The 25,385-nt window shown below is 38.9% G+C and carries 15 protein-coding genes; 1 reads left to right on the forward strand and 14 read right to left on the reverse strand.

The window, feature by feature from the left end; all coding sequences use genetic code 11:
• Nucleotides 1–156 precede the first annotated feature (156 nt).
• Complete coding sequence (locus A0F92_RS07390; RefSeq protein WP_068243618.1) at nucleotides 157–3,297, reverse strand: WD40/YVTN/BNR-like repeat-containing protein; 3,141 nt, start codon at nucleotides 3,295–3,297, stop codon at nucleotides 157–159.
• Between the two features lie 41 nt (nucleotides 3,298–3,338).
• Nucleotides 3,339–6,362 carry a VPS10 domain-containing protein gene (locus A0F92_RS07395; RefSeq protein ID WP_253810254.1) on the reverse strand — a complete coding sequence of 1,008 codons (3,024 nt, stop codon included), beginning with the start codon at nucleotides 6,360–6,362 and terminating at the stop codon, nucleotides 3,339–3,341.
• 265 nt (nucleotides 6,363–6,627) lie between these two features.
• Between A0F92_RS07395 and A0F92_RS07400 the strand changes: the two genes are divergently transcribed.
• Nucleotides 6,628–9,786: a WD40/YVTN/BNR-like repeat-containing protein gene (locus A0F92_RS07400; RefSeq protein WP_068243621.1), complete on the forward strand. Its 3,159-nt coding sequence runs from the start codon at nucleotides 6,628–6,630 to the stop codon at nucleotides 9,784–9,786.
• A 12-nt stretch (nucleotides 9,787–9,798) separates the two neighbouring features.
• Here the strand turns inward: A0F92_RS07400 and A0F92_RS07405 are convergent, their stop codons facing one another.
• The 12 genes from A0F92_RS07405 to A0F92_RS07460 form a co-directional block, all read right to left on the reverse strand.
• Nucleotides 9,799–10,374: a ferric reductase-like transmembrane domain-containing protein gene (locus tag A0F92_RS07405; protein ID WP_068243625.1), complete on the reverse strand. Its 576-nt coding sequence runs from the start codon at nucleotides 10,372–10,374 to the stop codon at nucleotides 9,799–9,801.
• Nucleotides 10,375–10,402: 28 nt separating this feature from the next.
• Entirely contained in the window at nucleotides 10,403–11,188 is a 786-nt protein-coding gene (locus tag A0F92_RS07410) for an ATP-binding cassette domain-containing protein (RefSeq protein WP_068243627.1), read from the reverse strand.
• Entirely contained in the window at nucleotides 11,181–12,230 is a 1,050-nt protein-coding gene (locus A0F92_RS07415) for a FecCD family ABC transporter permease (RefSeq protein ID WP_068243630.1), read from the reverse strand. The genes A0F92_RS07410 and A0F92_RS07415 overlap by 8 nt, the downstream gene beginning before the upstream one ends.
• Nucleotides 12,214–13,107: a heme/hemin ABC transporter substrate-binding protein gene (locus A0F92_RS07420; protein ID WP_167516895.1), complete on the reverse strand. Its 894-nt coding sequence runs from the start codon at nucleotides 13,105–13,107 to the stop codon at nucleotides 12,214–12,216. Before A0F92_RS07420 ends, A0F92_RS07415 begins: the two co-directional genes overlap by 17 nt.
• A gap of 11 nt (nucleotides 13,108–13,118) precedes the next feature.
• Nucleotides 13,119–15,452, reverse strand: a complete 2,334-nt coding sequence (locus A0F92_RS07425; protein ID WP_068243634.1) for a TonB-dependent receptor — start codon at nucleotides 15,450–15,452, stop codon at nucleotides 13,119–13,121.
• Between the two features lie 100 nt (nucleotides 15,453–15,552).
• The gene (locus A0F92_RS07430; RefSeq protein WP_167516896.1) at nucleotides 15,553–16,092 is read right to left on the reverse strand and encodes a hypothetical protein; all 540 of its coding nucleotides are present in this window, start codon (nucleotides 16,090–16,092) and stop codon (nucleotides 15,553–15,555) included.
• Between the two features lie 91 nt (nucleotides 16,093–16,183).
• Complete coding sequence (locus A0F92_RS07435) at nucleotides 16,184–17,041, reverse strand: glycoside hydrolase family 16 protein (protein ID WP_068243640.1); 858 nt, start codon at nucleotides 17,039–17,041, stop codon at nucleotides 16,184–16,186.
• Nucleotides 17,042–17,126: 85 nt separating this feature from the next.
• Nucleotides 17,127–18,140, reverse strand: a complete 1,014-nt coding sequence (locus A0F92_RS07440; protein ID WP_068243643.1) for a family 16 glycosylhydrolase — start codon at nucleotides 18,138–18,140, stop codon at nucleotides 17,127–17,129.
• Nucleotides 18,141–18,237: 97 nt separating this feature from the next.
• On the reverse strand, nucleotides 18,238–18,897 hold the full coding sequence (locus A0F92_RS07445) for a GDSL-type esterase/lipase family protein (RefSeq protein WP_068243646.1): 660 nt from the start codon (nucleotides 18,895–18,897) through the stop codon (nucleotides 18,238–18,240).
• 21 nt (nucleotides 18,898–18,918) lie between these two features.
• Nucleotides 18,919–20,364 carry a glycoside hydrolase family 30 protein gene (locus A0F92_RS07450; RefSeq protein ID WP_068243652.1) on the reverse strand — a complete coding sequence of 482 codons (1,446 nt, stop codon included), beginning with the start codon at nucleotides 20,362–20,364 and terminating at the stop codon, nucleotides 18,919–18,921.
• Nucleotides 20,365–20,493: 129 nt separating this feature from the next.
• On the reverse strand, nucleotides 20,494–21,957 hold the full coding sequence (locus A0F92_RS07455) for a RagB/SusD family nutrient uptake outer membrane protein (RefSeq protein ID WP_068243655.1): 1,464 nt from the start codon (nucleotides 21,955–21,957) through the stop codon (nucleotides 20,494–20,496).
• A gap of 51 nt (nucleotides 21,958–22,008) precedes the next feature.
• Nucleotides 22,009–25,365: a SusC/RagA family TonB-linked outer membrane protein gene (locus tag A0F92_RS07460; protein WP_167516898.1), complete on the reverse strand. Its 3,357-nt coding sequence runs from the start codon at nucleotides 25,363–25,365 to the stop codon at nucleotides 22,009–22,011.
• Nucleotides 25,366–25,385: the final 20 nt, after the last annotated feature.

Here is a 25,385-nt window from a genome sequence, read left to right on the forward strand (position 1 = left end):
CTCACTGCGTTGCGGGCTACCGCTTCCATCCCGCAGCCAGTGAGCAGGTGGATGTTCATTCGGCATGTAGGAATAAAAAAAATTGCCACGCACACATAGAATTTTCATTCGTGTATCCGTGGCAAAAATTATTTAACATTTTGCAATTGCAGCTTTTTAATCATTGTTTTTAATTCCTATCACCGGCAACTGTTCTTTATTAATCAATTCATTTAAAGCAGGTATATCTTTTTTCAAGATGCCATCCAATAATTGCAATTGTTTATCAGCCTGCTCACTTAAATCTGCATATACTTCTCTCGATTGCTGACTCGGCGCTGTATATCCACTGGCTACTACATTAAATAATCCGGCCAGTTTATCATTAATGCGAATAGGGTAATTTAACACATCCTGACTGCTTTTGGCTTTGGTTTGATACAATGCTTCTTCAATTTTTGTTAGCCTTTTATTGATGCTGTCAGTAACCGGTTTTAAAGATTTTGATTTTGCGGTATCTAATCTTTCAACAAACCCATTTATTTGTTCACGTAATTCACGAATATGTACTATTGCCATTTGCACTTCATTAAACTTATCTTTTATCTGCAATAAAAAGTTTACCTGTGCATCATAATCTTCCTGACTCATGTGCTGATCGGGTATCCCCTTAATAATAAAAGGCACTTCCACTGAATCTTTCAGGAATTTAAATTTCGCGGTATACCTTCCCGGCGCAGCTTTAACATTGCCTATGGTGCCATTCCATAAAATCATGTTATCAATTTTTTTACCGCCGGGATAATTCATATCCCATACAAATTCATTCATACCCTCATTTACTTTAACCGGTAATTTTTCGGTGCCGTAGGTTTCAATGGGTTTGCCCTGTTTATCAAAAATGGTAATAGCTACCTTTGAAGTATCAGAGGCATTTTTAAGATAATACCTAAATACCACACCGTTAGGTGGATTTGTTCCCATGTTACTGTTGTGTGTAGTAAAGCTTCTTCTGAAACGGCCACCACTTGCATAACGATAAGCGTCTGAAACAGCAAATACATGTATCGGTTGTTGTAAAGCAGCAGCATCTTTTTGTTGCAATAAACCCAAATCATCCAATACCCAAAAACCTCTGCCCTGGGTAGCTACAATTAAATCATTCTCTTTAATGGTTATATCTGTTACAGGCACTTTGGGCAGATTTAACTGAAAAGGCTGCCAGTTTTCACCATCGTTGTAACTAATAAACAAGCCATATTCTGTTCCGGCATACAATAAGCCCGGCCTTTGCTGATCAGCACGAATACAACGGGTAAAGTAATCTGATGGTATGCCATTGGTGATGCGCTTCCAGGTTTTACCATAATCTTCGGTTTTATAGAGATACGGTGTGTAATCATCCATCTTGTATTTGGTACCGGCAAAATAAGCTTTACCTTTTTGTTTCGAATCTGTTTCCACACAGTTCCACATCATCCATTTACCTGCATCAGGCGGGGTTACATTCTCCCAGTTCTTACCACCATCTTTGCTTACATGTATCAGGCCATCATCACTCCCTGTCCATAAAACATTGGGTTCCAATGCTGACTCTGCAGCCGTAAAAATGGTACAGTAATATTCTACCGAAGTATTGTCTTGTGTAATGGGACCGCCACTCGAAGCCTGTTTCGATTTATCATTCGTAGTTAAATCGGGACTAATCATTTGCCAGCTCTGCCCTTCATTTTCAGTTACAAATAAATGGTTACCTGCGGCATATAATTTTTTGGGATTTGTGGGAGAAAAGAAAATGGGAAAATTCCATTGAAAACGATATTTCAACACATCTGCGCCGGCACCCATCGGATTATCAGGCCATACATTAATCGCACGATTTTCACCTGTGCGATGATCGAGACGCGAAAGATAGCCACCATAATTACCGCCATACACAATATCGGGGTTTAACGGATCTGCTACAACATAACCACTTTCGGCACCTGCCGTGGGTTGCCAATCAGCTTCACCAATGCCTGAACCGTTAGAACGGCTTTTAATACGAACGGTTGTATTATCCTGTTGTGCTCCTAAAATTCTATAAGGGAATGAATTATCTGTTGTTACCCGATAAATTTGTGCGGTAGGCTGGTTCATGAGTGAACTCCAGGTTTGTCCGCCATTGAATGAAACCTGTGCTCCACCATCATCTGCAACAATCATACGATTGCCATCTTCGGGATCAATCCATAAATCGTGGTGATCGCTGTGTGGCGTATTCATTGCCTGAAAAGTTTTACCACCATCACGGCTGCGCATCATTTCCACATTCAATACATAAACTAAATTTTCATTTTTAGGATCAATAAACACTTTGGAATAATACCATGCCCGTTGGCGAATATTATTATCGCTGCTTTGTAAACTCCAGGTTTCACCACCATCATTACTCACAAACAGACCACCTTTTGCATTTTCAATAATGGCATAAATTTTATCAGTATTAGATGGTGCTACTGCAACGCCAACAATACCCCAAACACCTTTTGGTAATCCTTTTTTGCTGGTTAAATTCACCCAGGTTTCTCCACCATCTTTACTTTTGTACAAGCCACTGCCCTCGCCGCCACTTACCATGCTATACGGTGTTCTCTCAACGTGCCACATACCTGCATACAATACATTGGGGTTACCCGGCTCCATCACCAAATCAGAACAGGCAGTTAAATTATTGACATACAATACGCGTTTCCAGGTTTTACCTCCATTGGTGGTTTTATATACGCCCCGTTCTTCATTAGGACCAAATGTATGGCCCATTACAGCAGCCCATACAGTATTCGGATCTTTTGGATCAATAATAATCCGGATGATATGACGACCGTCTTTCAAGCCAATATTTTTCCAGCTTCGTCCGCCATCATCGCTGCGCCACATACCACCCAGCCCTTCTGATACATTGCCACGTAATGAATTTTCGCCTTCACCTACGTATAAAATGGTTTCATCACTAGGCGCAACAGCAACGGCGCCAATACTTCCACCAAAATATTTATCGGTAATATTTTTCCAGTTACTGCCACCGTCGGTTGTTTTCCATACACCGCCACCGGTAGCACCAAAATAGAAAGTAGTTTTATGGGTAAAACTACCTGTTACTGCTGCGCTCCTGCCCCCTCTGAAAGGCCCTATTTCTCTGAATTTCAACGCAGAAAAATAAACAGAATCGGTATTATCCTGTTGCACTACATTTTTCTTAACGTTTTTTTGTGCACTTAACTGCGTGGCAAAAAATATACCTGCCAGCAATGGTAAAAAGCCATACAATTTTCTCATGCTATTTGGTTTTAAAAGTTAGGTAATCATTTTTAATATAACTATTCAGATATAATTATTTGCCATTGATTTTCCAGTGACTTAAAATTAGCGGCTAATTGCTGAACAGCCAAGTCAATGGTATGAGTGGGCGGCATATCTGCTTCTTCCAACATGCTCATTAAATTTCTGCTTTGTTGTAATATATCATGATAGCTATTCTTATTACTAATAACCCTTCTGCCATTTGAAGCATTACCTGCTATTGTATTTAATGAATTTATTTTTGAAGCAGATTCTGTATTTTGAATCATTTGCTGAATGATTTGTAGCCGCTCTAAACATGTTTTGCTTATTTCATAACACTGATTGGCTAAATTAAACTGGCGTTGCAAATCGGCAGAAGTAGTAGTAACCATTGGATCCATTACAACTTTAAAAGTTTGTTGCACTGTTTTTCCATTTACCTGTAATATTGCTGTGTAAATACCAGGCAATACCCATGGAGCTGTAGCTAACGGTGCTGTATTGCCGTAAATAGCAGCAATGGGGTAAGCAGGCGGAACGGGCAGTGGCGCTAAATGCATATCCCACAAAAAACGGTGCATACCCGGTTGGGCAGAAAGTATTTGCTGAGGCCGTATCCAGTATTTTGGAATATTTACTTTAGGTATAGCATAAGGCGTATCTGTACTTGCATAGCTGCGTATAATATTACCGGTAGCATCTTTAATGCTTAACATAACAGTACCGGAATAGTTGGCAGGCAAATAGTAATCAATGATAGCCCCATCGGGTGGATTTTTCCCTGCGGGTTCTTCCTGTGGCAATGGGGTATCGGTATTCATATCCCATCGAATACGCAATGCATTTTGTGGTTGAAACAAATAAGCCTTATTAACGGTAAGGCGTTGTTGTGCAATTTGCCTTAATGGAGTAATATTGTCTAAAATCCAAAATGACCTGCCATGTGTGCCTACTACAATATCATCATCTTTTATCACTAAATCGCGAATAGAAGTAGCCGGCATATTCAACCGAAGGCTTTGCCAATGGTTGCCATTATCAAATGAAACATATACTGCATTTTCAGAGCCTGCAAACAACAAGCCGTTTACTTTAGGGTCTTCTCTAACTACATTAATGGGTTCATTATCCGGCAAGCCGTTTACTTTTTCTTCCCAGGTATTACCACCATTGTGAGTAACATAAATATGCGGATGTAAATCATCACAACGGATACGATTTACCGCAGCATACACCGTATTATTATCAAAATGCCCGCAATCCATCAATGAAATTTTGCTCCATGAAATAATAGCTGCTGGCGTAATATTTTTCCAACTTTTGCCGCCATCGCGGGTTATTTGTATGTAACCATCATCGGTACCACACCAAATGGTATTGCTATCGGTGTAAGATGGAGCTATGGTATAAATAACGCCGCGGCGTGGCATGGTTTTTAAAGCAGGCGTGGTATAAATGCCTACACTGGCCGGTATATCCCATTCATTGCGGGTTAAATCAGGACTGATCACCTGCCAGCTCATGCCCCCATTATTGGTTTTAAACAACACATTGCCGGCAAAATATAACGTATGTGGATTGACGGGAGAAAATAAAACCGGTACTGTTCTTATAAAACGGTATTTACCGGTACGTACTGCTTCAGGTGCAATATTTTGAACCTGACCGGTACGTTTATCATATTTGGTTATTTTTCCACCATAAATAATATTGGGGTTCAGCGGATCGGCGGCAACATAACCATATTCTTCCACACCAACGGGGTGCCATTCCCGAAAGGTAATTTGCCCGTCATTCCCTCTGGATGCAATACCAACGGAGCCACTTTCCTGCTGGCCGCCATACACATTGTAAGGGAAGGCATTATCAGTGCTAACATGATAAAATTGTGCAGTGGGCTGGTTGTACCACGATGAAAAAGTTTCTCCGCCATTTACGGTAATAATTGCACCCTGATCGGCAGCAATTAAAATGATATCAGAGTTATTGGGATTAATCCAGATGCGGTGATAATCATCACCACCAGGTGCTCCTCTAAAATCTTTCCAGCTATGCCCACCATCTTCCGACCGCCACACCACCACATTCGCTGTGTATACAATATCTTCATTTTGAGGATCGGCTTTTACTTCTGCAAAATCGCTGCCACGTCCCCAATAACGGCCATCGTTGCTAATGCTGTACCAGCTTTCTCCTGCATCATCACTTCTGTACATACCACCATATTCACCTGCATCAACAGTGGCATACATTCTTTTTGGATTACTGGGGGCAATACAAAATCCAATTCTTCCCAAACCCTGTTTTACAGTTGGCAATCCACGGGTAATTTTGGTCCATGTATTACCCCCGTCTACTGATTTAAATAATCCACTTTGCGAACCATTCCATTCGCCGTTTTCCCAAGGGCCTTGCCGGCCGGCCCATAAATCAGCAAAAATGATATTCGGATTTTTGGGATCAATGGATACCTGCACGGCACCGGTATTTTCATCTTTGTACAAAACCTTTTCCCAGGTTTTGCCTCCATCCAAAGTTCTAAAAACACCGCGCTCTGCATTTGGACAATACGGATGACCCATTGCCGCTACGAATACCCGATTGGGGTTAGTAGGATCAATGGCTACCGCACCAATTTGCTGCACATCTGTTAAACCAAGATGCTGCCATTTTTTACCGGCGTTGGTTGATTTGTACATGCCATTACCTACCGACAAATCGGGCCGTTGCAAACCCTCACCAGAGCCTACATATATGATATCTGGGTTGGAAGGCGCTACTGCTACATCACCTATTGAGCCGGTTGGCTGGTCATCAAAAATTGGGAACCAGGTTCTGCCATAATCTGTGGTTTTCCAAACGCCGCCATTGTTTACGCCAATGTAAAATACGTTGGGTTGTTGTGGCACACCCACTGCGCCTACTGTTCTACCGCCTCTGTGCGGGCCAATCATACGCCACTGCATTTCTTGAAACAAAGCAGCAGAAACCTGTGCCTGAAGGGTTTGGATGATTGTACAAAGTAATACCACCATCAAAAAACGAAAGCGCCATTTCATAAAATTTTTATTTAGAATTGAAAAAAATTCGTTTTATATTTCAACATAATTATCTCTATTTTATGTGCAGTTCCTGAATTTCAATGCTTCATTCAATTACGAACTGTGTAGTTCATTTGCTTAATATGGAGGTAAAAGGTACGGATGAAGGCATATTCACTCAAAATAAATTCCATCGGTGGTTTACCTACACATTCATTCATAAATTCATTCGCTGTATAAAAAATTTATTACCTTACAATCTGCAACTAAAAATTCAGGCAACATGAGAAAATTTTACTTCAGCATTCTGCTTTTTGCAGGCTGTTATTTTACGGCACAGGCACAAGAAATCAATCTGGCCACACAGTTTAAAAATTTACAACCCCGTACAATTGGTCCGGCAGGTATGAGCGGCCGTATTACTGCAATTGATGCGCTTTGGAGCGATCCCAATATTATTTATGCGGGTAGTGCCAGCGGCGGTGTTTGGAAAACAGAAAACGGCGGTGCCACATGGAAGCCGATATTTGACAAGGAACCTATTTTAAATATTGGTGCCATTGCCATTACGCAAAGCAATCCTTCGGTTATTTGGGCAGGCACCGGCGAAGGCAATCCGAGAAATTCTGTTAGCCTGGGAGATGGAATTTATAAAAGTTTAGATGGCGGACAAACCTGGAAATGCATGGGTTTGCAAAAAACAAAAAATATTCATCGAATTATTATTGATCCCAATAATCCAGATGTTGTATATGCAGGCGCCATTGGCAACCCTTATGGTGTGCATGGAGAAAGAGGATTGTATAAAACAACCGATGGCGGACAAACCTGGAAATTAATTTTACATACCAACGATTCCAGTGGTGTGGCAGATATGATGATAGACCCAAGTAACCCAAACAAATTATTTGTAGCCATGTGGCAACACCACCGAACACCCTGGAGCTTTACCAGCGGCGGCTCCGGCAGTGGATTATACGTAACCTACGATGCAGGTAAAACTTTTAAAAAATTAGGCAAGGCAGATGGCCTGCCAGATGGCAATTATGGCCGTATTGGTTTAACCATTTGCCGTAGTTTACCCAGTCGGGTGTATGCATTGGTAGAAGCTACCAAAAACGGGTTATATAAATCAGATGATGGTGGCATGAAATGGGAGTTAGTAAACAGTGACCCTGCTGTGGTTACCAACCGGGCCTTTTATTTTCAGGACATTCGTGTTGACCCTGAAAATGAAAACAGATTATACAACATTAACCAAATGGTGAGTGTTAGTGAAGATGGCGGCAAAACTTTTCGCATATTGATCCCGTACAGTGGCATTCATCCCGATCACCATGCCTGGTGGATTCATCCTTTCAATCCTTCATTGATTATTGATGGCGATGATGGTGGGCTGGCCATAACAAGAGATAAGGGAAAAACATGGCAGTTTGAAAGTAAATTGCCCGTTGGTCAATTTTATCACATTAATGTAGACAATGCCATACCCTACCATGTAATGGGCGGCTTACAAGACAATGGCAGTTGGTATGGCCCTGCTTATGTTTGGATAAAATCAGGTATTCGCAACAGTTATTGGACCGAAGTGGGCGGTGGTGATGGTTTTGATGTAATACCCGATCCGGATAATTACAACTGGGTTTATTCCATGAGTCAGGAAGGCGAACTGGGCCGTTATAATGTAGCCACCGGCGAACAATGGCGCATTAAACCACCAGATGTTGGCAGTACCTTACGGCATCGTTTTAACTGGAATGCTGCTATAGCGCAGGACCCATTCAACAATAATACCATTTACTTTGGCAGCCAGTTTGTAAACAAAAGCACTAACAAAGGTATTTCATGGAATATCATTTCACCTGATTTAACCACCAATGATACTGCGAAAGAAGATCAAAGTAACAATGGTGGTTTATCCATTGATATTACCGGAGCAGAAAACTATTGTACCATTTTATGCATTGAACCATCACGTGTACAACGGGGGGTAATTTGGGTAGGAACCGATGATGGTAATGTACAATTAACACAAGATGGCGGTAAAACCTGGACCAATTTCAGAGGAAAAATTCCGGGAATGCCAGAAGGAAGTTGGATACCGCAAATCAGAGCCTCCAGATACAAAGCAGGTGAAGCTTTTGTTGTTTGCAACAACTATCGGTTGGGCGATTTTAAACCCTATATTTTTAGAACAACAGACTTTGGTAAAACCTGGACCAGAATGGTAGATGAAAAGAAAGTAACGGGATATGCTTTATGTATGATTCAGGACCCCGTTGAGCCTAACTTAATTTTTGTAGGAACAGAACAGGGCCTTTGGGTAAGTTTTGATAATGGAACCCATTTTCAGCAATTTAAAAACAACTATCCTTCTGTTTCTACATACGACTTAGCCATTCAGGAAAGAGAAGCAGATATAGCCATTGCAACGTTTGGAAGGGCTATCTGGATTTTAGATGATATTCGTCCATTGAGAAGAATAGCAGCCAATAACGGTAAAGCATTTACGCAAAAATTAGTGGCTTTCCCAATACCAACAGCCTATCAGGCCAAAATGAAAAACCCTTCGGGTATTGAGTACAGCATTTGGGGCACTTATGAAGGAGAAAACAGAAAGCCTGGCGCCTCTATTAGTTTCTTTACCGAAAAAACTTCAAGCGATACCGGCAAAGCAAAAATGCCTGATTCAGTGCATATACATATTTATGATGCAGCACACAACAATGTGCGCAATTTAGTAGTGAAAGCTGATACCGGCTTTAATCGGTTTTTTTGGGGATTAGAAGAGAAAGGTATTCGCAGTGCCGGTGGCAGAAGAGGAAGAAATTTTGGTGGAGGCAGTGCCGAACCGGGTGGCTTACCGGTAGATCCCGGAACCTATACCGTTGTATTGCAATGGGGCAAATTAAAAGATTCTGCAACCGTTGTGGTGAATGATGATCCCAATGCACCTACATCGCCGGAAGTAAGAAAAGCACAACGTGCTTTCAATGCAAGATTAGATTCACTAACCATAAAAGTAAACCAGTTAACAGAACGATTAACAGATGCAGATGCCATTATGGTCAATATAAAAGCAAACCTGCCCAACATAGATAGTAGCAGAAGAGACAGCATACGGCATAGCATGAAAGCATTGGAGCAATCGATTAAAGACATTAGAGAAACTTTAAATGGCAAACCACAGGAAAAGCAGGGTTATGGTACTGTACCTCAGGTAACTGTAAATGGCAATATTGCAAATGCCCGCTTTACGGCATTATATAAAAATGCAGCTCCCGGAGAACAGGAGGAAACCTTGTATAAGGTTGCGGAAGAAAGTGTAAACCAGGTATTGCAAAAAGCAGATAACTTCTTCAACAGTAAATGGAAAGCCTTCCGTAATTTGATAGAGTCCTCTAAATTAGATTTGTTTAAAAAGGAAGAAGACAAAGAATAAAGCTTTACCATTTCAGCATTGTTTTCGTATAAAATAGCGAATCCTGATTACAGAAGCCGCTATCAGAACCAACCCACAAATTTCTGATAGCAGCTTTTCTGCATCTAAGAAATCGACAGGCCGGTCTTTTAATTCCGGGTCCATCCAAATGCCATGTATTATAAACAGCAAGGCAGCACCGTATGAAATTAAATGCACATTCTTCCAAAAGCGAAATCCCATTTTGTTTTTAATGATTTTTTGGGTGGTAATAATTACCAGAATAAGTGCATAGAACGACAAACTGCCCAACAAAGCCATATATGGCTGGTGTTGAGTATTCAATGGCCATAGCAATTGCAACCACGAAAATTTTGAAGCAGAATCAATAGGTATTAATACAATATGCACCAACACCAATAACAAAGCCAAATAGGCGGTATAATTATGTATATCGGTAATATTCAGCTTTTGAATAAAGGCAGGAACGCGCTTCCAATAAACAGATTTTTTATACGCTGAACTAAGCAGCATACCTAGCAAAATATTCAAAGTTAAAACAGCGGTAGCTATAAGGCCAATGGTTCCGGATATATCAATGGTTTGCACGAATAGGGTTGTTTTATAAGTAGAAAATTTATTCGGGTTGAAAATAAATGAAAGGATGATCTAAATTTTGTTGTTCCAATTTTATGGCATGCACATCAAAAATATTTTTTATTAATGCAGCATCAATATCAGCAGGCTGCTGTAATGAGTATAGCAACTGACCACTTTTCATAAAATGCAGGGTATCTGCAAATTGTAAAGCCAAATTCATATCGTGCAAAACTGCCACAACGGTAACATGCTGACGGGTTAAAGATTGTGCAATTTGCATTAACTGATACTGGTATTTTACATCTAATTGAGAAACCGGCTCATCTAAAAACAATATTTTTTTCTGTGATTCCGATGCATCTGCAATTTGTGCCAATACACGACACATCTGTACTTTTTGCGCCTCACCTCCAGATAAGTGTTGATAGAATGTATCTGCCAAATGCGCCACATTCATTTGCTGCATCACCTGGTTTACAATTGCCACATCAATGGTAAGGGGTTGGTGTTGAAAAAAAGGATAACGGCCCATCATAACCACTTCACGAACAGTTAATGTAAAAGGCAAATGGTATTGTTGCGATAATACTGCTCTTTTTTTAGCCAACACTTCCGGTGATAAGGTTGCTATATCTATACCATTGATTGTAATTGAACCACTTGAAGGTACAATACTTCCTGCCAGTAATTGTAACAGGGTTGTTTTACCGGCTCCGTTGGCACCCATGATAACTGTAAAAGTATTTTTCTGAATGCACAGATTGATATTCTGCAACAATTGTTTTTTTTGAATTGTATAATTTACCTCCGTTACCTCAATCATAACTACCTCTTTTTTGCAGTAAATGGGTTTGCTTCAATAAAATAATAAATACGGGTGCCCCCACCAATGAAGTAATGATACCAATAGGAATTTCTCCCGGAGCAATCAATAACCGGGCAGCAATATCGGCTACCGTCAATAAAATTGCGCCAGATAAAAAAGCAGCCGGTAATAATGTTCTGTTATTTCCACCTATCAATAAACGCATCATGTGCGGCACAATTAATCCCACAAAAGCAATTACACCAACAAATGCGGTTGCAATAGCAACCATGGCAGTATTGAGCAATAAAATCTGCCATTTTAAACGCTCGGTATGTACGCCCAAATAGCCGGCTTCTTTATCGCCCAACATCAATGCATTCAACTGATTGGCATAGCGCAATAAAAGAATCATTACCGGAAGTGTAACAATAGCAGTAATCAATATCTGCAGCCAGGATGCACCAGCAAAACTGCCGAGGTTCCAAAAAGTAATGCTTCTTGCCTGCGGATCTCTGGAAATAAAACTTAAAAATCCGGTTCCGCTTAAAGCAATAGCATTCACAGCAATACCAATTAACAGCAAATTGGTTACCGAAACCCGATGAACCGATTTGGCCAATGTATATACCAGTACCGTTGCAATAACACCACCCACAAATGCAAATACCGGAACCAGAAAAATGCCGGAAAACCGTTGTAACCACATGGGCAAACTACCCGATAACACAAATATAAATGAGGCGCCAAAAGCAGCACCAGCACTGGTTCCTATTAATCCCGGCTCAACTATCGGGTTTCTAAATAAGCCCTGCATCATTACTCCGGAAGCAGCTAAAATACCACCCGTAATAGCGCAGAGCAATACACGTGGCAACCTAATTTCAAGAAATACGGCTTCATGAATGTTGAATGGAACATCAGCTTTAACAGTATGCAGCAATGCGGTGTACATTTCATGTATTTGGATGGGAACAGCACCAAAAGCAATGGCCATGATGAGGGTACCAACCAATAACAATATTAAAATACCAAAGTACAGTTTAGAGTAGCGTTGCATGAATATTGGGATGAAAGATTTTCATGAGTGATAAAATGTTGTTGGCGCTTCGCGGACCAAAATATACAATATCATGTTCATTAAACCGATATATTGTATTGTTTTTGGCTGCATTGGTTAAGGCAACACCCGGTAATTTTTTCACACCTTCCATGCCCCCCAATTTATCAAATCCAAAATCAGTAACAATAATAATATCGGGATTGGCCGCAGCAATGGCTTCAGCACTTAACTGCGTGGCTCCTTTTGCCTGGTATACTGCGGGTTTTCCAACTGCCATACGTATCATTGCATCTGCCGGACCATTCCTCCCACTCATTACAAAGAAAACATTGTTGGCCTGGCCAAATTGAATCACCATTACTTTTGGTGTATCTACGCATTGCTTTTGTGCAGCATATACTACCTGCATTTGTTGTTGTAGTTGATGACTGAGCGAATCGGCCACAGCAGATACCCCAAAATAAGTACCCAATGCTTTTAATAAAAGCTGTGCACTATCCAAAGTATTCGATTCAAAAAATTCTTTACAATGTACCCCCACTTGTTGTAATTGTGGAATGACTGTGGCAGGCCCAATATTCTGACTATAAATTACAATATCGGGCCGCATGGATACAATTCCTTCCGTACTCAACAAACGATGGTAACCCACTTTAGGCAATAATTTTGCGCTATCGGGATAACTACTGGTCAAATCGCAGGCTACTATATCTTTCCCTTTTCCCAACGCAAACATCATTTCTGTTAATTGTTTTGAAACAGAAACAATTCGTTTGGCATTGGCAGGATTCATCGCTTCCTGTTTACCTTGTTTACATGACATGGCCAGCCATACTATTACAGGCAGCCATCGAATTATATTTTTTTTAATCATACATCAATTGTTTAAAAATGATAAGCCAGTTTTAATCCGCCATACCACATGGCAGTATATGGCCCGGGTATAAAGTGCGGATCGGTTTGTGAAGCTAATGTAGGCGATAAAAATAAAAAGGTATAATAAGTATTATTCAACAGATTATCTGCACCTATAAACGCATCCACATCAAAATGTTGATGCAGCGTTTGGCGATAACCCAACTTAGCACCCAATAAACGATAAGCGGATGCATCATTCAAATTATCGAAAGTATAGGGCACTTTATCAACATATTGAAAAGTGCTGCTAAAATAAATACCGGGCGCAGTTACCACATCCAAACCAATATTTAAAAAATTAGGTGCTACACCGGCAACTTTATTACCTGAAAAATTAAGGGTGTTGGCATTGTTATTATTATCACTCTTAAAATCTACATATTTAAAGTTAGAGTACGTATAGGTTACAAATGGTTTTACAGAACGGAAAAAACCCTGATTAGTTTGTAAGGCAAGATAGTTTAACGACAATTCTACACCGTTATTTCGCTGTTTACCAACGTTTACTGCAAAAGTATAAAAGGGTGTGGTTTGAGTAGCGGCCACTGACTGATTCACAATTTTATTGCTTACATCTAACTGAAACAATGCCAATTGATAAGATAATTTATTATTGAAAAAGCTTCCTTTTGTTCCCACTTCATATTGAATACCCAATTCAGGTTGTAAACCTGTGTTTACTTTTCCGATAGCCGGTATCACTACATTGTTGGTAGTAGGTGGCGTATAGCCGGTACTTACATCCACATACACTGAACTGTTTTTATTCAACATTTTTAAAACAGCAATTCGTGGTTTTAGTACGGGGGTGAACCGTTTGTAACCCGACTGGTCGGCATGTGTTGGGTTGGCACTATTCGTAAGCATATCGCGAATACTGTATTCAATAAAGTTAACACTGCTTCCTGCTGTTAGCATAATTTGAGCAGGCAAATTCAACTTCCATTCGGTAAATAGATTGTAGGTAGATGCCTGAATCTGCAAATCGCCTCTAATGCCGCCCATTACACCATTGGTTAAATTATAGGTTTTATTAAAAGAAAGCGTTTTCTCAAATTGTCCGCCAATAATACCATGAATGCCTACTGCACCCGATTTCCCATTATAAATAAATCCCGTTCTGCCGCCAAAAGTTAATACTGCGTTTGAGTTAAGGCCTGCGGCAAATGGCTGATCCAATGTATATCCTGAAGTAAATACGGTGGTTTGATTATTGAAGTGCTGATTGATTTTAATATCATCTGTAATACCTGCTCTAAAACTTTCAATTAATACATGGGCATTGTTATTCACATATTTCGGATCGCTCCAGGTGATACGGCGGTATAATGTATCACCGGGAATTTCGCCGGCCAGTTCTTCATAAGAACTGCTATATGACAAATAGGTTGAAATGGTTTGTTGATCGCCTACATAAAAATCGCCTTTAAAGGAAGCGTAATCTTTTGCTGATGCACTATGGTTACGGTAACCATTTGACGTTTGATGGCCGTAATTAAAAAACAAAACAGAATTACTGCCTGCCGATTCAATACGTGTATTATTTCTATACAAACCGTAACTGCCTACTGTATTTTCTTCCAAAATTTTTGTGGTATTGGGTTTGGGTTGAATAGAATACAATTTAACCACACCGGCAATACCCGAACCATACAAACTGGATTCCGGCCCTTTAAACACCTCTACTCTGCCAATGGTAGAAAAATCAATATCATCTAATATGGTTACACCGGTGGCATCGGTTAATGGAATATTATTTAAAAAAACCTGATAGCCTAAGCCATTAAAATTAGTGGTATTGCCATATCCTCTGATGATGATACGCTGGCCACCGGAAATACCTCTGGTTTGCATAAATACACCCGGAATAGTGTTCATTTGGGTTTCAGGAAATAAACCATTGCCACGTTGTAAATCGTGATACGTTAATACACCTACCGATTGTGCTTCGGTTAATTGGTTATCGCGTTTACCCGTTGCCCAACCCGTTACCTGCACCTTATTTAAATTATCGGTAGTAGGGGTTAATAAAATCAACAACTCTTTATTGGCAGGTTTTATGGTAACCTGTTGGGTTTCATATCCCAAACTGCTTATGGTTACAAGTATATTACTTGTAACGTGTTGTAATTGAAATCGGCCATTATCATCAGTAATTAATTTTTGCCTGTTGGGCAGCTCAATTACTGCACCCACTAATGGCTGATTGGTGGTATTATCTGCAACACGCCCCTGTATGTTTTGTGCTTGCAGTTGTTGCAATGAAAACAAAAAAAGAAATATAGCTATAGTTTTTTTCATAATGTAATATATAATGATGAATAGAATGAACAATTCATTTACCTAAATAAAGAGAATGCAATAGCACTCCAACAACGAATGCCATTTTAATGAAGAAGGACTAACAGATTGTAAATCGGGGAGGAGGTAACACTACAGAAAGTGCGATGTAATGCAAATAATATGAATGAAAAGTATGCCAGCAAATATTGACGGGTTCAGGAAATAAGATTTGAAAAAGTTCTGGTTGATAAAAGAATGAGAATATCTGAGAAAAACTAAGCCGGTTTTGTTTTCCGGCATCTTGTTTATTTTTTTGCACGACAAAGTGCTGTAAATCTACGCTGTTTTCAGCATTATCGGGTAAACAGCAAATGGTTACCGTTGTTTGGTTATATTGAATATGAACCACATCATACAATAAGCCATTCAATTTAAATTCATGATTTTTTTCTTCCCAAGAGAATGAGGGGTCTGTAATGTTTCCGTTTGCATCTATACTCCACTGAAAATGACAGGCAGCTTTTGTATCGGGATGGGAAGCAATAAACAGCTTCATCTCTGTTTTTAAATGCACTTTATACAGCACATACCACAAATGGTAACCACCCATATAAGTGAGGAGCACAGTTAGGAGTAATATGGATAAGCATTTTCTCATGTTGCAGGCATGAAAATTAGTGAAACCATTTATGCCGTGCAAATATTTTGGATAAACGCTTTATCGAATACTACTCCTACTGCTCATTTTTTTATTCAGAAGGCTTTGGGGCATCCAATTGGGTAACCTTTACCCAGTCAACTACCATTTTTGCCTTATTTTGCTTAATTTGTTGTAATGTTTTTTCAGGCAGGCCAAAATAGGGCTCTTTTGCGCCATTCACTCCTGCAGGATAATTACCGCCCAAAGCAAAATTTAAAATCAAAAACTTTTTATTGCTAAAAGCCCATTGTCCATATTTATCTGTCATGGCTTTTGTAACGCGGTACATGGGTTTGCCGTCATATTCAAAAACCATTGCATCGGGCGTCCAGTTTACAGCATACACATGCCACTGCGTAGCATCATTGTTTTTTGGAAAATGGTAACGTTCTACAAATGGCGTTTCACCACTGTATCCGGGGCCATGCACCGCAGCACTTGCCCATCCAGCATCGCCAATATTTTCCATAATGTCAATTTCGCCGGTAGCCGGCCAAGGCCCATTACCCAATATCCACCAGGCAGGCCATAATCCGGCACCGTTGGTTAATTGAATGCGGGCTTCTGCACGGCCATATTCAAATTCAAATTTATTCCGGGTATTTATTCTGGCCGAAATAAAATCAAAATGTTGCCCATCTTTTGTTACAAAACCAGGTGCATACAATGGCTGCAATATCAGCTTGTTTTTTTCTATGTACAATGTTTTAGAAGAGTCTACATAGGCCTGTAATTCATTGTTTACATGAAATCCGGTAATTTCAATATTCCACTTAGCCGTATCTAAATGTTTTGTATTAAAATTATCAAAAAAAATTACTTTTCCTTTCTGGGCTTTTTGTGTTTGTGCTATTCCTGAATGCAGTATACAAAAAACAAAAACGATACATTTGAATAAGGATTGCATAAGTTGGTGAAAGGAGTTTTGAATGGGAGAATGTAGGTTTGGTATTGAGCAATATTTATGATTGGAAGTTAACGCATTTCAATGATTATTGGTATACCCTCACATAATCAATCTCCATTTGGTCGGTGGTAAAAGCAGGATCAATTGTACCGCCTAACGTACCCCCCATTGCTACATTTAAAATAATAAAGAAATTTTGATTGAATGGGAAGCTGCTTTTATTGGGCAATGTATAATACACCACATCATCTATCAATAACTGAATGGTGTTGGCCGACCATATTGCAGAATATTTATGAAAAGTTGTTGCTGCATTGGTGATAGAGGTAGTAGCACCATCACCATATTGATTTACCTGTGCGGGATAATGCAATGTGCCATAAATAATATTTTTATTATTTCCATTCTGTTCCATAATATCTATTTCTCCACAAGCAGGCCAGCCTGCAGTTGAAATATTATTGCCCAGCATCCAAATAGCCGGCCATGTTCCAATAGAAGCGGGCAACTTTGCGCTTACATCTATCCGGCCATATTTAAAACTATATACACCTTTTGTAAGCAAGCGGGCAGAGGTATAATTGCTTCCTGAATAATTTTCCTTTTTGGCAATAATTTTTAATGTTCCATTCGAAACGATAGCATTATCGGTACGAGATGTATAATATTCTAATTCATTATTACCCCATCCGCCGGCACCTAAATCATAACCCCATTTAGCCGGATCCGGACTTCCGGGTGTATTGAATTCATCTGACCAAACCAAATTTAATTTTACTGCTACGGTAATTTGTATGTTGGCAGACGAAGTAAGGCCTGATGCGCTTTTTGCAATTACATTCACGGTATAGGTTCCGGAAGCAGTATACTTGTAAGTTGTTATTCCGGAAGGAATGGCTTGAATAATGCCATTCCCAAAATCAAAATCATAAGATACAGCATTGTTTGCCGAAGCAGTAAAATTTACATTGCCACTACTATCGGTAGAAACAACAGCATGAATTACCACATTGCCGGGTGCAATAGCAGGAGTAGAATTTGAAGCTTTGTGGCAACTTGTGATTGTAATCACTACTAAAAGCAAGCTTAATCGATTCATGCTTGTAATATACAAATTAATTACAAATAGAATTATTATCTGAAAGAAATACATTCATTTAACTGCAAAATCAAGGATATAAATCAATAAAATTAAATTATAACAAATAAGGCTCTAATATTTTCTGCCAGATATGATAACCCGTTGCATTCATGTGCAGGCGGTCATGTATAAAAATGGTTTCGTTAATGGTACCATCCAGGTTTAACATAGCATGATACACATCAATAAAACGGGTATGAGGCTGCTGTTGTAAATATTTTTGAATGAGTGTATTAGATGCGGCCATTTTTTGTTGCCATTGTATTCGGCTTGGGCTTGGCTTAATAGAAATATAATCAACAGGTATGTTTTTATATTTTTTTCTGATGATTTGCAACAAGATCTTTACCCTTTCTAAAACCTGTTGTGGTGTTATGGCAGGATCTTCGGCAATATCATTCTCACCACAGTAAATCACAATTTGTTTGGGGTGATAAGGCAAAATAATATCTGGCGCATACCGAATTACATCCGGAAGCGTAGAACCACCAAAACCGCGATTAATAATGATATGATTAGGAAAATAATCCTGCACATCTTTCCATTTTTGAAAGGAGGAGCTACCTACAAACAATATGGCATTGGCAGGTGGAAAATGTAGGCTATCTTGTTGTTTAAATGCCTGAATTTCCTGATAAAAGCGCGGTGTTTGAGCTTTGGCGCTACTCACTAATAATAATCCTAAAACAACAGATTGAAACAATAATTTTTTCATATAAACATCATTGAATGTTATTTACCAAACATAAGTTGCCACATCACCAGATGCTAATGCTGCCGGAGCAAATAAATTTTTAAACTGAATACCAAATGCCTGTGTTGTTGCAGTGGTATTTAAAACGATTAAAACTTTTTTCCCTGCCGGTGTAAGAAAAGCCACATTGGGTAAGCCATTTACCATATTTGAAGCAATTCTATACGAACCGTAAGGTACAAATTTTGATGCATGTGCTATAATATAGTAAGCCACATTTCGTATAACCGTATTCCCCTGTATGGTTAATGCCCCCAGGCATTGGGTACAACCACCGGGTGTATGTGGTTCATATTGTGCATCAGCAGCCAGGTTCCATTCCAATACGGTTTTACTCCAATTGCGTGGCGCACCAATGATTAAATTCTCTACATGCCATGTTAAATTAGATGGGAAATCGCCGGGAGCACCTACCCATTGTTCCGTAAAATATACATTTTTATCAGGGAAGGCATCATGCACCTGAGCTAGTGCATTAATATTTCCTGCGTATAAATGAAAAGCTGAGCCATCTACATATTGTGCTGCGGCAGGATTATTTAAAATAGCAATAGGATAATCCAGCCTGTCGCAATTATGATCATACAACAAAATTTTTGTAGTAATATTTTCATTTTTAAAAACGGTGCCCAATGCATTTTGAATAAAATTAGCCTGATCGGCTGCCTGCATCACCATGCTGGGATTGTTATTGGGATTTAATGGCTCGTTTTGAATAGTAATTGCATGAACGGTAATACCTTGCTGTTGCATTGCCTGAATATATTTTGCCAGATATTTTGCATATACAGGATAATAAGCCGGAAGCAAACTTCCGCCGATGGTACTGCCATTATCTTTCATCCAGGCAGGTGCCGACCAAGGTGAACCCAATATTTTAATGGATGGATTGATTTGAAGAATTGTTTTCAAAACCGGAATCAGATCAACAGTATCTGCCCCTAAACTAAATTTTGATAAGGCAGTATCTGTTTGTCCTGCAGGCATATCATCGTATGAAAATACGCTACTATTCAAGTCAGAAGCACCAATACTAATGCGCAAATAACTAATTCCGATACTATTGGCGTCATGGCCAAACAACTCTTTCAACAAGGCAGTTTTTTGTGTATTGGGTAATTGATTGATTAAAGTTGCACTACCTCCGGTTAAAGTATACCCAAAGCCATCCATGGTTTGATAACGCTGCAAACTATCAACCACAATAATAAAATTGGTTTTATTAACCGTATCGAAATATAATGGCGTTTGTTGTTGTAAACGCACAGAACCATTGGCATTGGTGAGCCATACAGATATTGAATCTTTTAAATTAACTACCGTATTTGGAGGCCTATTAGGCATTTCAGGCGACTTTTGAGCCGAGGAACAACTCATGGCCAATATCATACAATTGATAAGCAGAAAATATTTACAAAGTTTTTTCATTGTATAATTTCATATAAAATTTAAAAATTGCATCAACCTACTGAAAAATGCTTTATCTAAAAATAAGGTAATGTACTGAAAAAAGCACCCACAAAAATCTGCAGGTGCTTTTGTATGTAACCTAAACGACTAGTAACCTGAATTTTGTTTCAACAAAACATTGTTATCAATTTGATTTTGCGGTATGGGAAATACCAGTTGATAAGGTTTAACATTGTAATTTAAATTATTACCTGCACCATCTTTTTGTGCATTCATTACTGTTATGGCTCTTCCGGTTCTCACTAAATCGAACCAGCGATGGCCTTCAAATGCCAGCTCCAATCTTCTTTCTTTTTCAATTGCCAATGCCATATCACCTTGCGAAACTGCTGTTGTAGGAGGCAGATTAACTCTGGCACGAATTAAATTCACCAATGCACCTGCGTTGGTCGTTAATCCTTTGGCATTGTAAGCTTCAGCTCTCAGTAAAATAATATCTGCCAAACGAATCATATAAAAATCATTGGTACCATTGTTTGGATCATTATATTTTGACAGGATAGGATAATTGTTGACATCTTTCCAATATGGATCAGACCATCCATAGTTTACAAAAGTAATAGAAGCGTGTAAACGAATAGAATCACCTTCTGTTCTAAAGGTATTCACCAAATCATTGGTGGGTGTTTCAAATTTTTTCCAGCCGCTGCCGATAAATTGAGATGGTATCCAGTTGCCAATCACACTCCAGCCTACATAATTAAATTCCCAGATAGATTCACTATTGTTTTTATGATTGTTATCCCATAAAAAAGTATAGTTGGGCATTAATGTATAATTGGGTATCACCTGATCGCAATAATAAGCAACAGAATCCCAATTAGGAGTAGGCATGCTGGCATATACTTTTGCCAAAATTGCATTCACAGCACCTTTTGTTACCACCATTTTATTGGGAGGTGTATTGTCGTTTTGTACATTATCTTTTGCAAACCATAAATCCTGTAAAATAGCCTGGTAAGCAGTATCAGCAGAAGATTGTGGCACTAATGTAGATTTAATTAATGTTTCAGAATTAGTTTGGTCCACCGGTTTTAGCATTAACGGAATTCTGCCAAATAAGCGAACTAAATCAAAATAAGTAAATGCCCGCATAAATCTGGCTTCACCCAAAATTTGATTTTTTCTGGTTGCAGACAAAGCAGGATCTGTACATGCCTGCACCTGTGCAATAGCAATATTAGCAGTTGCTATAATACCATAGGCATCTTTCCAGTCACGATTGATATTGCCATTGGCTGCATTGGCAGTAAACAAATCGATGGCAATATTGTCAGGATTATCACCACCTGCATAGCAATTATCAGACTGAACATCAGCATTGGTAATTCTGTCTAACACATTGAACTCTAATCCATAACTATAACCAATTTCAGCATTATAAACACCAGACAGTGCATTTTCTGCTTGAGAAGCAGTAATAGAACTAGTTCCTGTATTTGTTACCACTTGTGTAATGGGCTGTTTATCTAACAATTTGGTGCAGCCCGGCAAAATCATGAAACAACCAAGCGAACCAGTAATTAATGTTATTATTATTTTATTTTTCATATTCCTGATTTTTAAATTTTCAAAATGGCATATAAGCAACGAAAATCATTTTTATTTCAACGCAACATTCAAACCAAATAAGAACATTTTTGCCTGTGGATAAGCGCCATTATCCAACCCTAATGAAATATTTCTATTGTCGTTTGAATTTCCGGGATTGCCATAAGAATTTACTTCCGGATCAAAACCTTTGTATTTGGTTAATGTTAGCAAATTATTACCTGAAACATAAACAGAAGCCCTGCTTAAACCAATATGGTTTAATACTTTCGACGGAATATCGTAAGAGAGTGTAATTGTTTTCACTCTTAAATAAGAACCATCTTCTAAAAACCGTGTAGATATCAACGAATTATTAATGGTTGCATTGGTACTTACGCCTGGAATATCAGTAATATCGCCGGGTTTTTGCCATCTTCTTAATACAGCCGAACTTTGATTAGCGGAGTTTACCATAGCCTCGGCTTCTAACCTTCCTGCATTAAATATTTTGTTGCCCTGTGAACCCTGAATAAATATAGTTAATGTAAAATTTTTAAATGAAACGGTATTATTCAACCCATAAATAAAAGTGGGCAATGCACTACCTAAAATTCTTCTATCGGTAGGTGCGGGATTATCGGTTGTTTTACCATCTTTTGTTAAATACAATTCATGCCCGGTATTTGGATCCACGCCTTGTGCTACATACCCATAAAATTCACCGAGGCCGTAACCTTGCGCCAATGCAATAGCGTTACCACGTGCATAAACACCGCCAAATGCATTCAGGAAGGTTACTCCTTCACCAATATTTAATATTTTATTTTGATTGAATGAAATATTGAAATCTGAATTCCACCTCCAATTGCCTTTTACAACATTTTTAGTAGAAATAAGAAACTCTTCTCCAATATTTTGCATGGTTGCCGCATTGAGTGGAGCAGTTGCAAATCCTGCCTGTGAGGGCAAAGGATAATTCACCAATACATTCTTGGTTTTCTTCACATAAAAATCTCCTGTAAATGAAATTCTTCCATTTAAAAAGCTCGCATCAACACCTATATCTGTTTGTGATGTAGTTTCCCATGTTAAACTGGCCGGCGCAATTGAAACAGGAGTTACTGCACCCGTAACCGGATTGATACTGGACAAAGGCAGGTAACTATAGCTGCCAATTCCTTCCTGATTACCATTTTGGCCCCAGGCTACTCTTAATTTTAAATCGTTAACCGCACGTACATTTTCCATAAACGCTTCTCTCGACAAACGCCATCCTGCAGAGAAAGAGGGGAATATGGCTGTTCTGTTTCCCGGTGCAAACTTGGAAGAATTATCAGAACGGATATTGGCCTGAAACAGATATTTACCATCAAAATCATAATTAATTCTTCCTAAATATGAAATCAAAGCCCATTCATCAATTCCGGTGGTTCCGGGTTGCTTAATAGAATCTCTTAAATACGCCTGATCCCAGGGCAGTAACCGGTATTCCGGTTTTAAGAATGACCCGGAAATAGTTGTTTGCTCTGTATGTGAGTTTTGAGCTGTCCAGCCAGCCAGGGCAGAAAAATGATGTTTACCCCAATTTTTGTTATAGTGCAAAGTTTGCTCACTTAACCAGGTTAAATTATAGGTTCTGGTTCTGGATTGCTGACCTCCGGTTTGTCTTCCATAAATGGTAAGAAAAGGATCCAAAAAATAAGTGTTGGTATAGTTTCCATAATCAATACCAAATCTTGACTCAAATACCAATCCTTTCAACAATTTAACATCGGCACCTAAGTTGGTTAATAATCGGTCGGCTGTTGATTTGTTATATCTTCCTAAAATTGCACCATAGGGGTTTTCCCATCCTGTTAAGGGATTAAATCCAATGGTCCCATTTGCATTAAATTTTGGTATAATAAATGGAGTTTCCAAAGCAGATAAAACAACGCCGCCTCTTGCTACACTTTGGTTATCGGTAACATCGTTGCTATTAGAGCGAGAAAGAACTGTACTAGACAAAATGGTGAGCCAGTTACTAGCCTTGGTTGTTAAATTCACTCTTCCGGTTAACCTATTATATGTTGCAGGTTTTATCATCCCTTTTTGATCAGTATAATTTAAAGAAATATAATGGGTTGATTTATCGTTGCCGCCTGAAATAGATAATTGATAATTTTGTTGTGTGCCATCCTGAAAAATTTCTTTTGGCCAATTCACATTATTTGCATTCACCATTGAGTCAGTTACAACTACTGCTCCTTTCTGTTCATTTGCATAAGCCTGATATTGTTTGGCATTTAAAACAGACAACATTTTGGTTGGAGAGGTAGTACCATAATAAGTACTAAATTCAATTTTAGATTTGCCGGCTACTCCTTTTTTAGTAGTAATGACTACTACACCATTTGCGGCTCTAGTGCCATATATAGAAGCTGATGCTGCATCTTTTAAAACAGAAATAGACTCAATATCGCTTGGACTGAAAGAAGAAATATCCGTCATTGGAATACCATCCACAACATATAATGGATCATTCCCTGCACTGATGGAAGAAGAACCTCTTATCCTGATAGATAAACCAGCACCGGGTTTCCCTGAATTGGAAACCACCTGTACTCCGGCGGCCTTTCCCTGTAATGCCTCTCCTGCATCAACAATCGGTCTGTCGGCAATATCGGCTGCTGTAACTACTGAAACGGCTCCGGTTAAGTCTTTTTTACGCTGCGAACCATAACCTACTACTACAACCTGATCTAATTGAGCATCAACGGGCGTTAGCTGTACTTGTATAGTGTTTGTTGCGCCAACTACAATTTCTTTTGATGCATAACCAACATAAGAAAATACAATGGTAGCACCTTTTTCGGCTGTAATAGTAAACTGCCCTGTATTGTTGGTAGAAGTACCCTTATTTGTACCTTTTACAACCACACTAACCCCTATTAAAGGTTGTTGTGTAATTGCATCGGTAACGGTACCGGTTATTACATTGGCCTGTACAGAAGCATTTGTAAAATTTGGATCCTGATAAAGGGCTTGTAAAATTTGTGGATTATTAATCAAATCTTTGAGCGTTTCAATTTTAGTGTTTTTACTAAATAATACATAGGTTTGATCGAGCACTTTTTTATAATGAATACCCAATGGTATTAAAATGGTATTCAGTGCCTGTTCTACATTTTTAAATTTAGTAATTGAAAATGCCACTTTGGTGTCGGGCAATGTATTACTTTCATACACAAAATCAACCTGATAAGCCTTTCGTAATTCAGATAGTACATCCACCAACATTTTAGTATTATTGGTATCATCTTTCCTGATTGTATGGTAAAGCGTACCATTTTTAAAAGGAAGTGGCGTTTCTGAAAAGGCAATGCCAATAGACATGGAAAATAGTAATAGCTGCAATAGCAGTAGTTTTCCTACATTTTTTCTCATAATACAATCGTTTTAAAAAT

Source organism: Hydrotalea flava, from assembly GCF_001623405.1.
GTDB lineage: Bacteria > Bacteroidota > Bacteroidia > Chitinophagales > Chitinophagaceae > Hydrotalea > Hydrotalea flava.

Excerpts from the sequence above, each read along its gene's own strand:
- A0F92_RS07420 (WP_167516895.1), bottom strand. The coding sequence starts at position 13,107 with ATGATTAAAAAAAATATAATTCGATGGCTGCCTGTAATAGTATGGCTG.
- A0F92_RS07415 (WP_068243630.1), bottom strand. The coding sequence starts at position 12,230 with ATGCAACGCTACTCTAAACTGTACTTTGGTATTTTAATATTGTTATTG.
- A0F92_RS07460 (WP_167516898.1), bottom strand. The coding sequence starts at position 25,365 with ATGAGAAAAAATGTAGGAAAACTACTGCTATTGCAGCTATTACTATTT.
- A0F92_RS07450 (WP_068243652.1), bottom strand. The coding sequence starts at position 20,364 with ATGAAAAAACTTTGTAAATATTTTCTGCTTATCAATTGTATGATATTG.
- A0F92_RS07430 (WP_167516896.1), bottom strand. The coding sequence starts at position 16,092 with ATGAGAAAATGCTTATCCATATTACTCCTAACTGTGCTCCTCACTTAT.
- A0F92_RS07455 (WP_068243655.1), bottom strand. The coding sequence starts at position 21,957 with ATGAAAAATAAAATAATAATAACATTAATTACTGGTTCGCTTGGTTGT.
- A0F92_RS07445 (WP_068243646.1), bottom strand. The coding sequence starts at position 18,897 with ATGAAAAAATTATTGTTTCAATCTGTTGTTTTAGGATTATTATTAGTG.
- A0F92_RS07440 (WP_068243643.1), bottom strand. The coding sequence starts at position 18,140 with ATGAATCGATTAAGCTTGCTTTTAGTAGTGATTACAATCACAAGTTGC.
- A0F92_RS07435 (WP_068243640.1), bottom strand. The coding sequence starts at position 17,041 with ATGCAATCCTTATTCAAATGTATCGTTTTTGTTTTTTGTATACTGCAT.
- A0F92_RS07400 (WP_068243621.1), top strand. The coding sequence starts at position 6,628 with ATGAGAAAATTTTACTTCAGCATTCTGCTTTTTGCAGGCTGTTATTTT.
- A0F92_RS07395 (WP_253810254.1), bottom strand. The coding sequence starts at position 6,362 with ATGAAATGGCGCTTTCGTTTTTTGATGGTGGTATTACTTTGTACAATC.
- A0F92_RS07390 (WP_068243618.1), bottom strand. The coding sequence starts at position 3,297 with ATGAGAAAATTGTATGGCTTTTTACCATTGCTGGCAGGTATATTTTTT.
- A0F92_RS07425 (WP_068243634.1), bottom strand. The coding sequence starts at position 15,452 with ATGAAAAAAACTATAGCTATATTTCTTTTTTTGTTTTCATTGCAACAA.
- A0F92_RS07410 (WP_068243627.1), bottom strand. The coding sequence starts at position 11,188 with ATGATTGAGGTAACGGAGGTAAATTATACAATTCAAAAAAAACAATTG.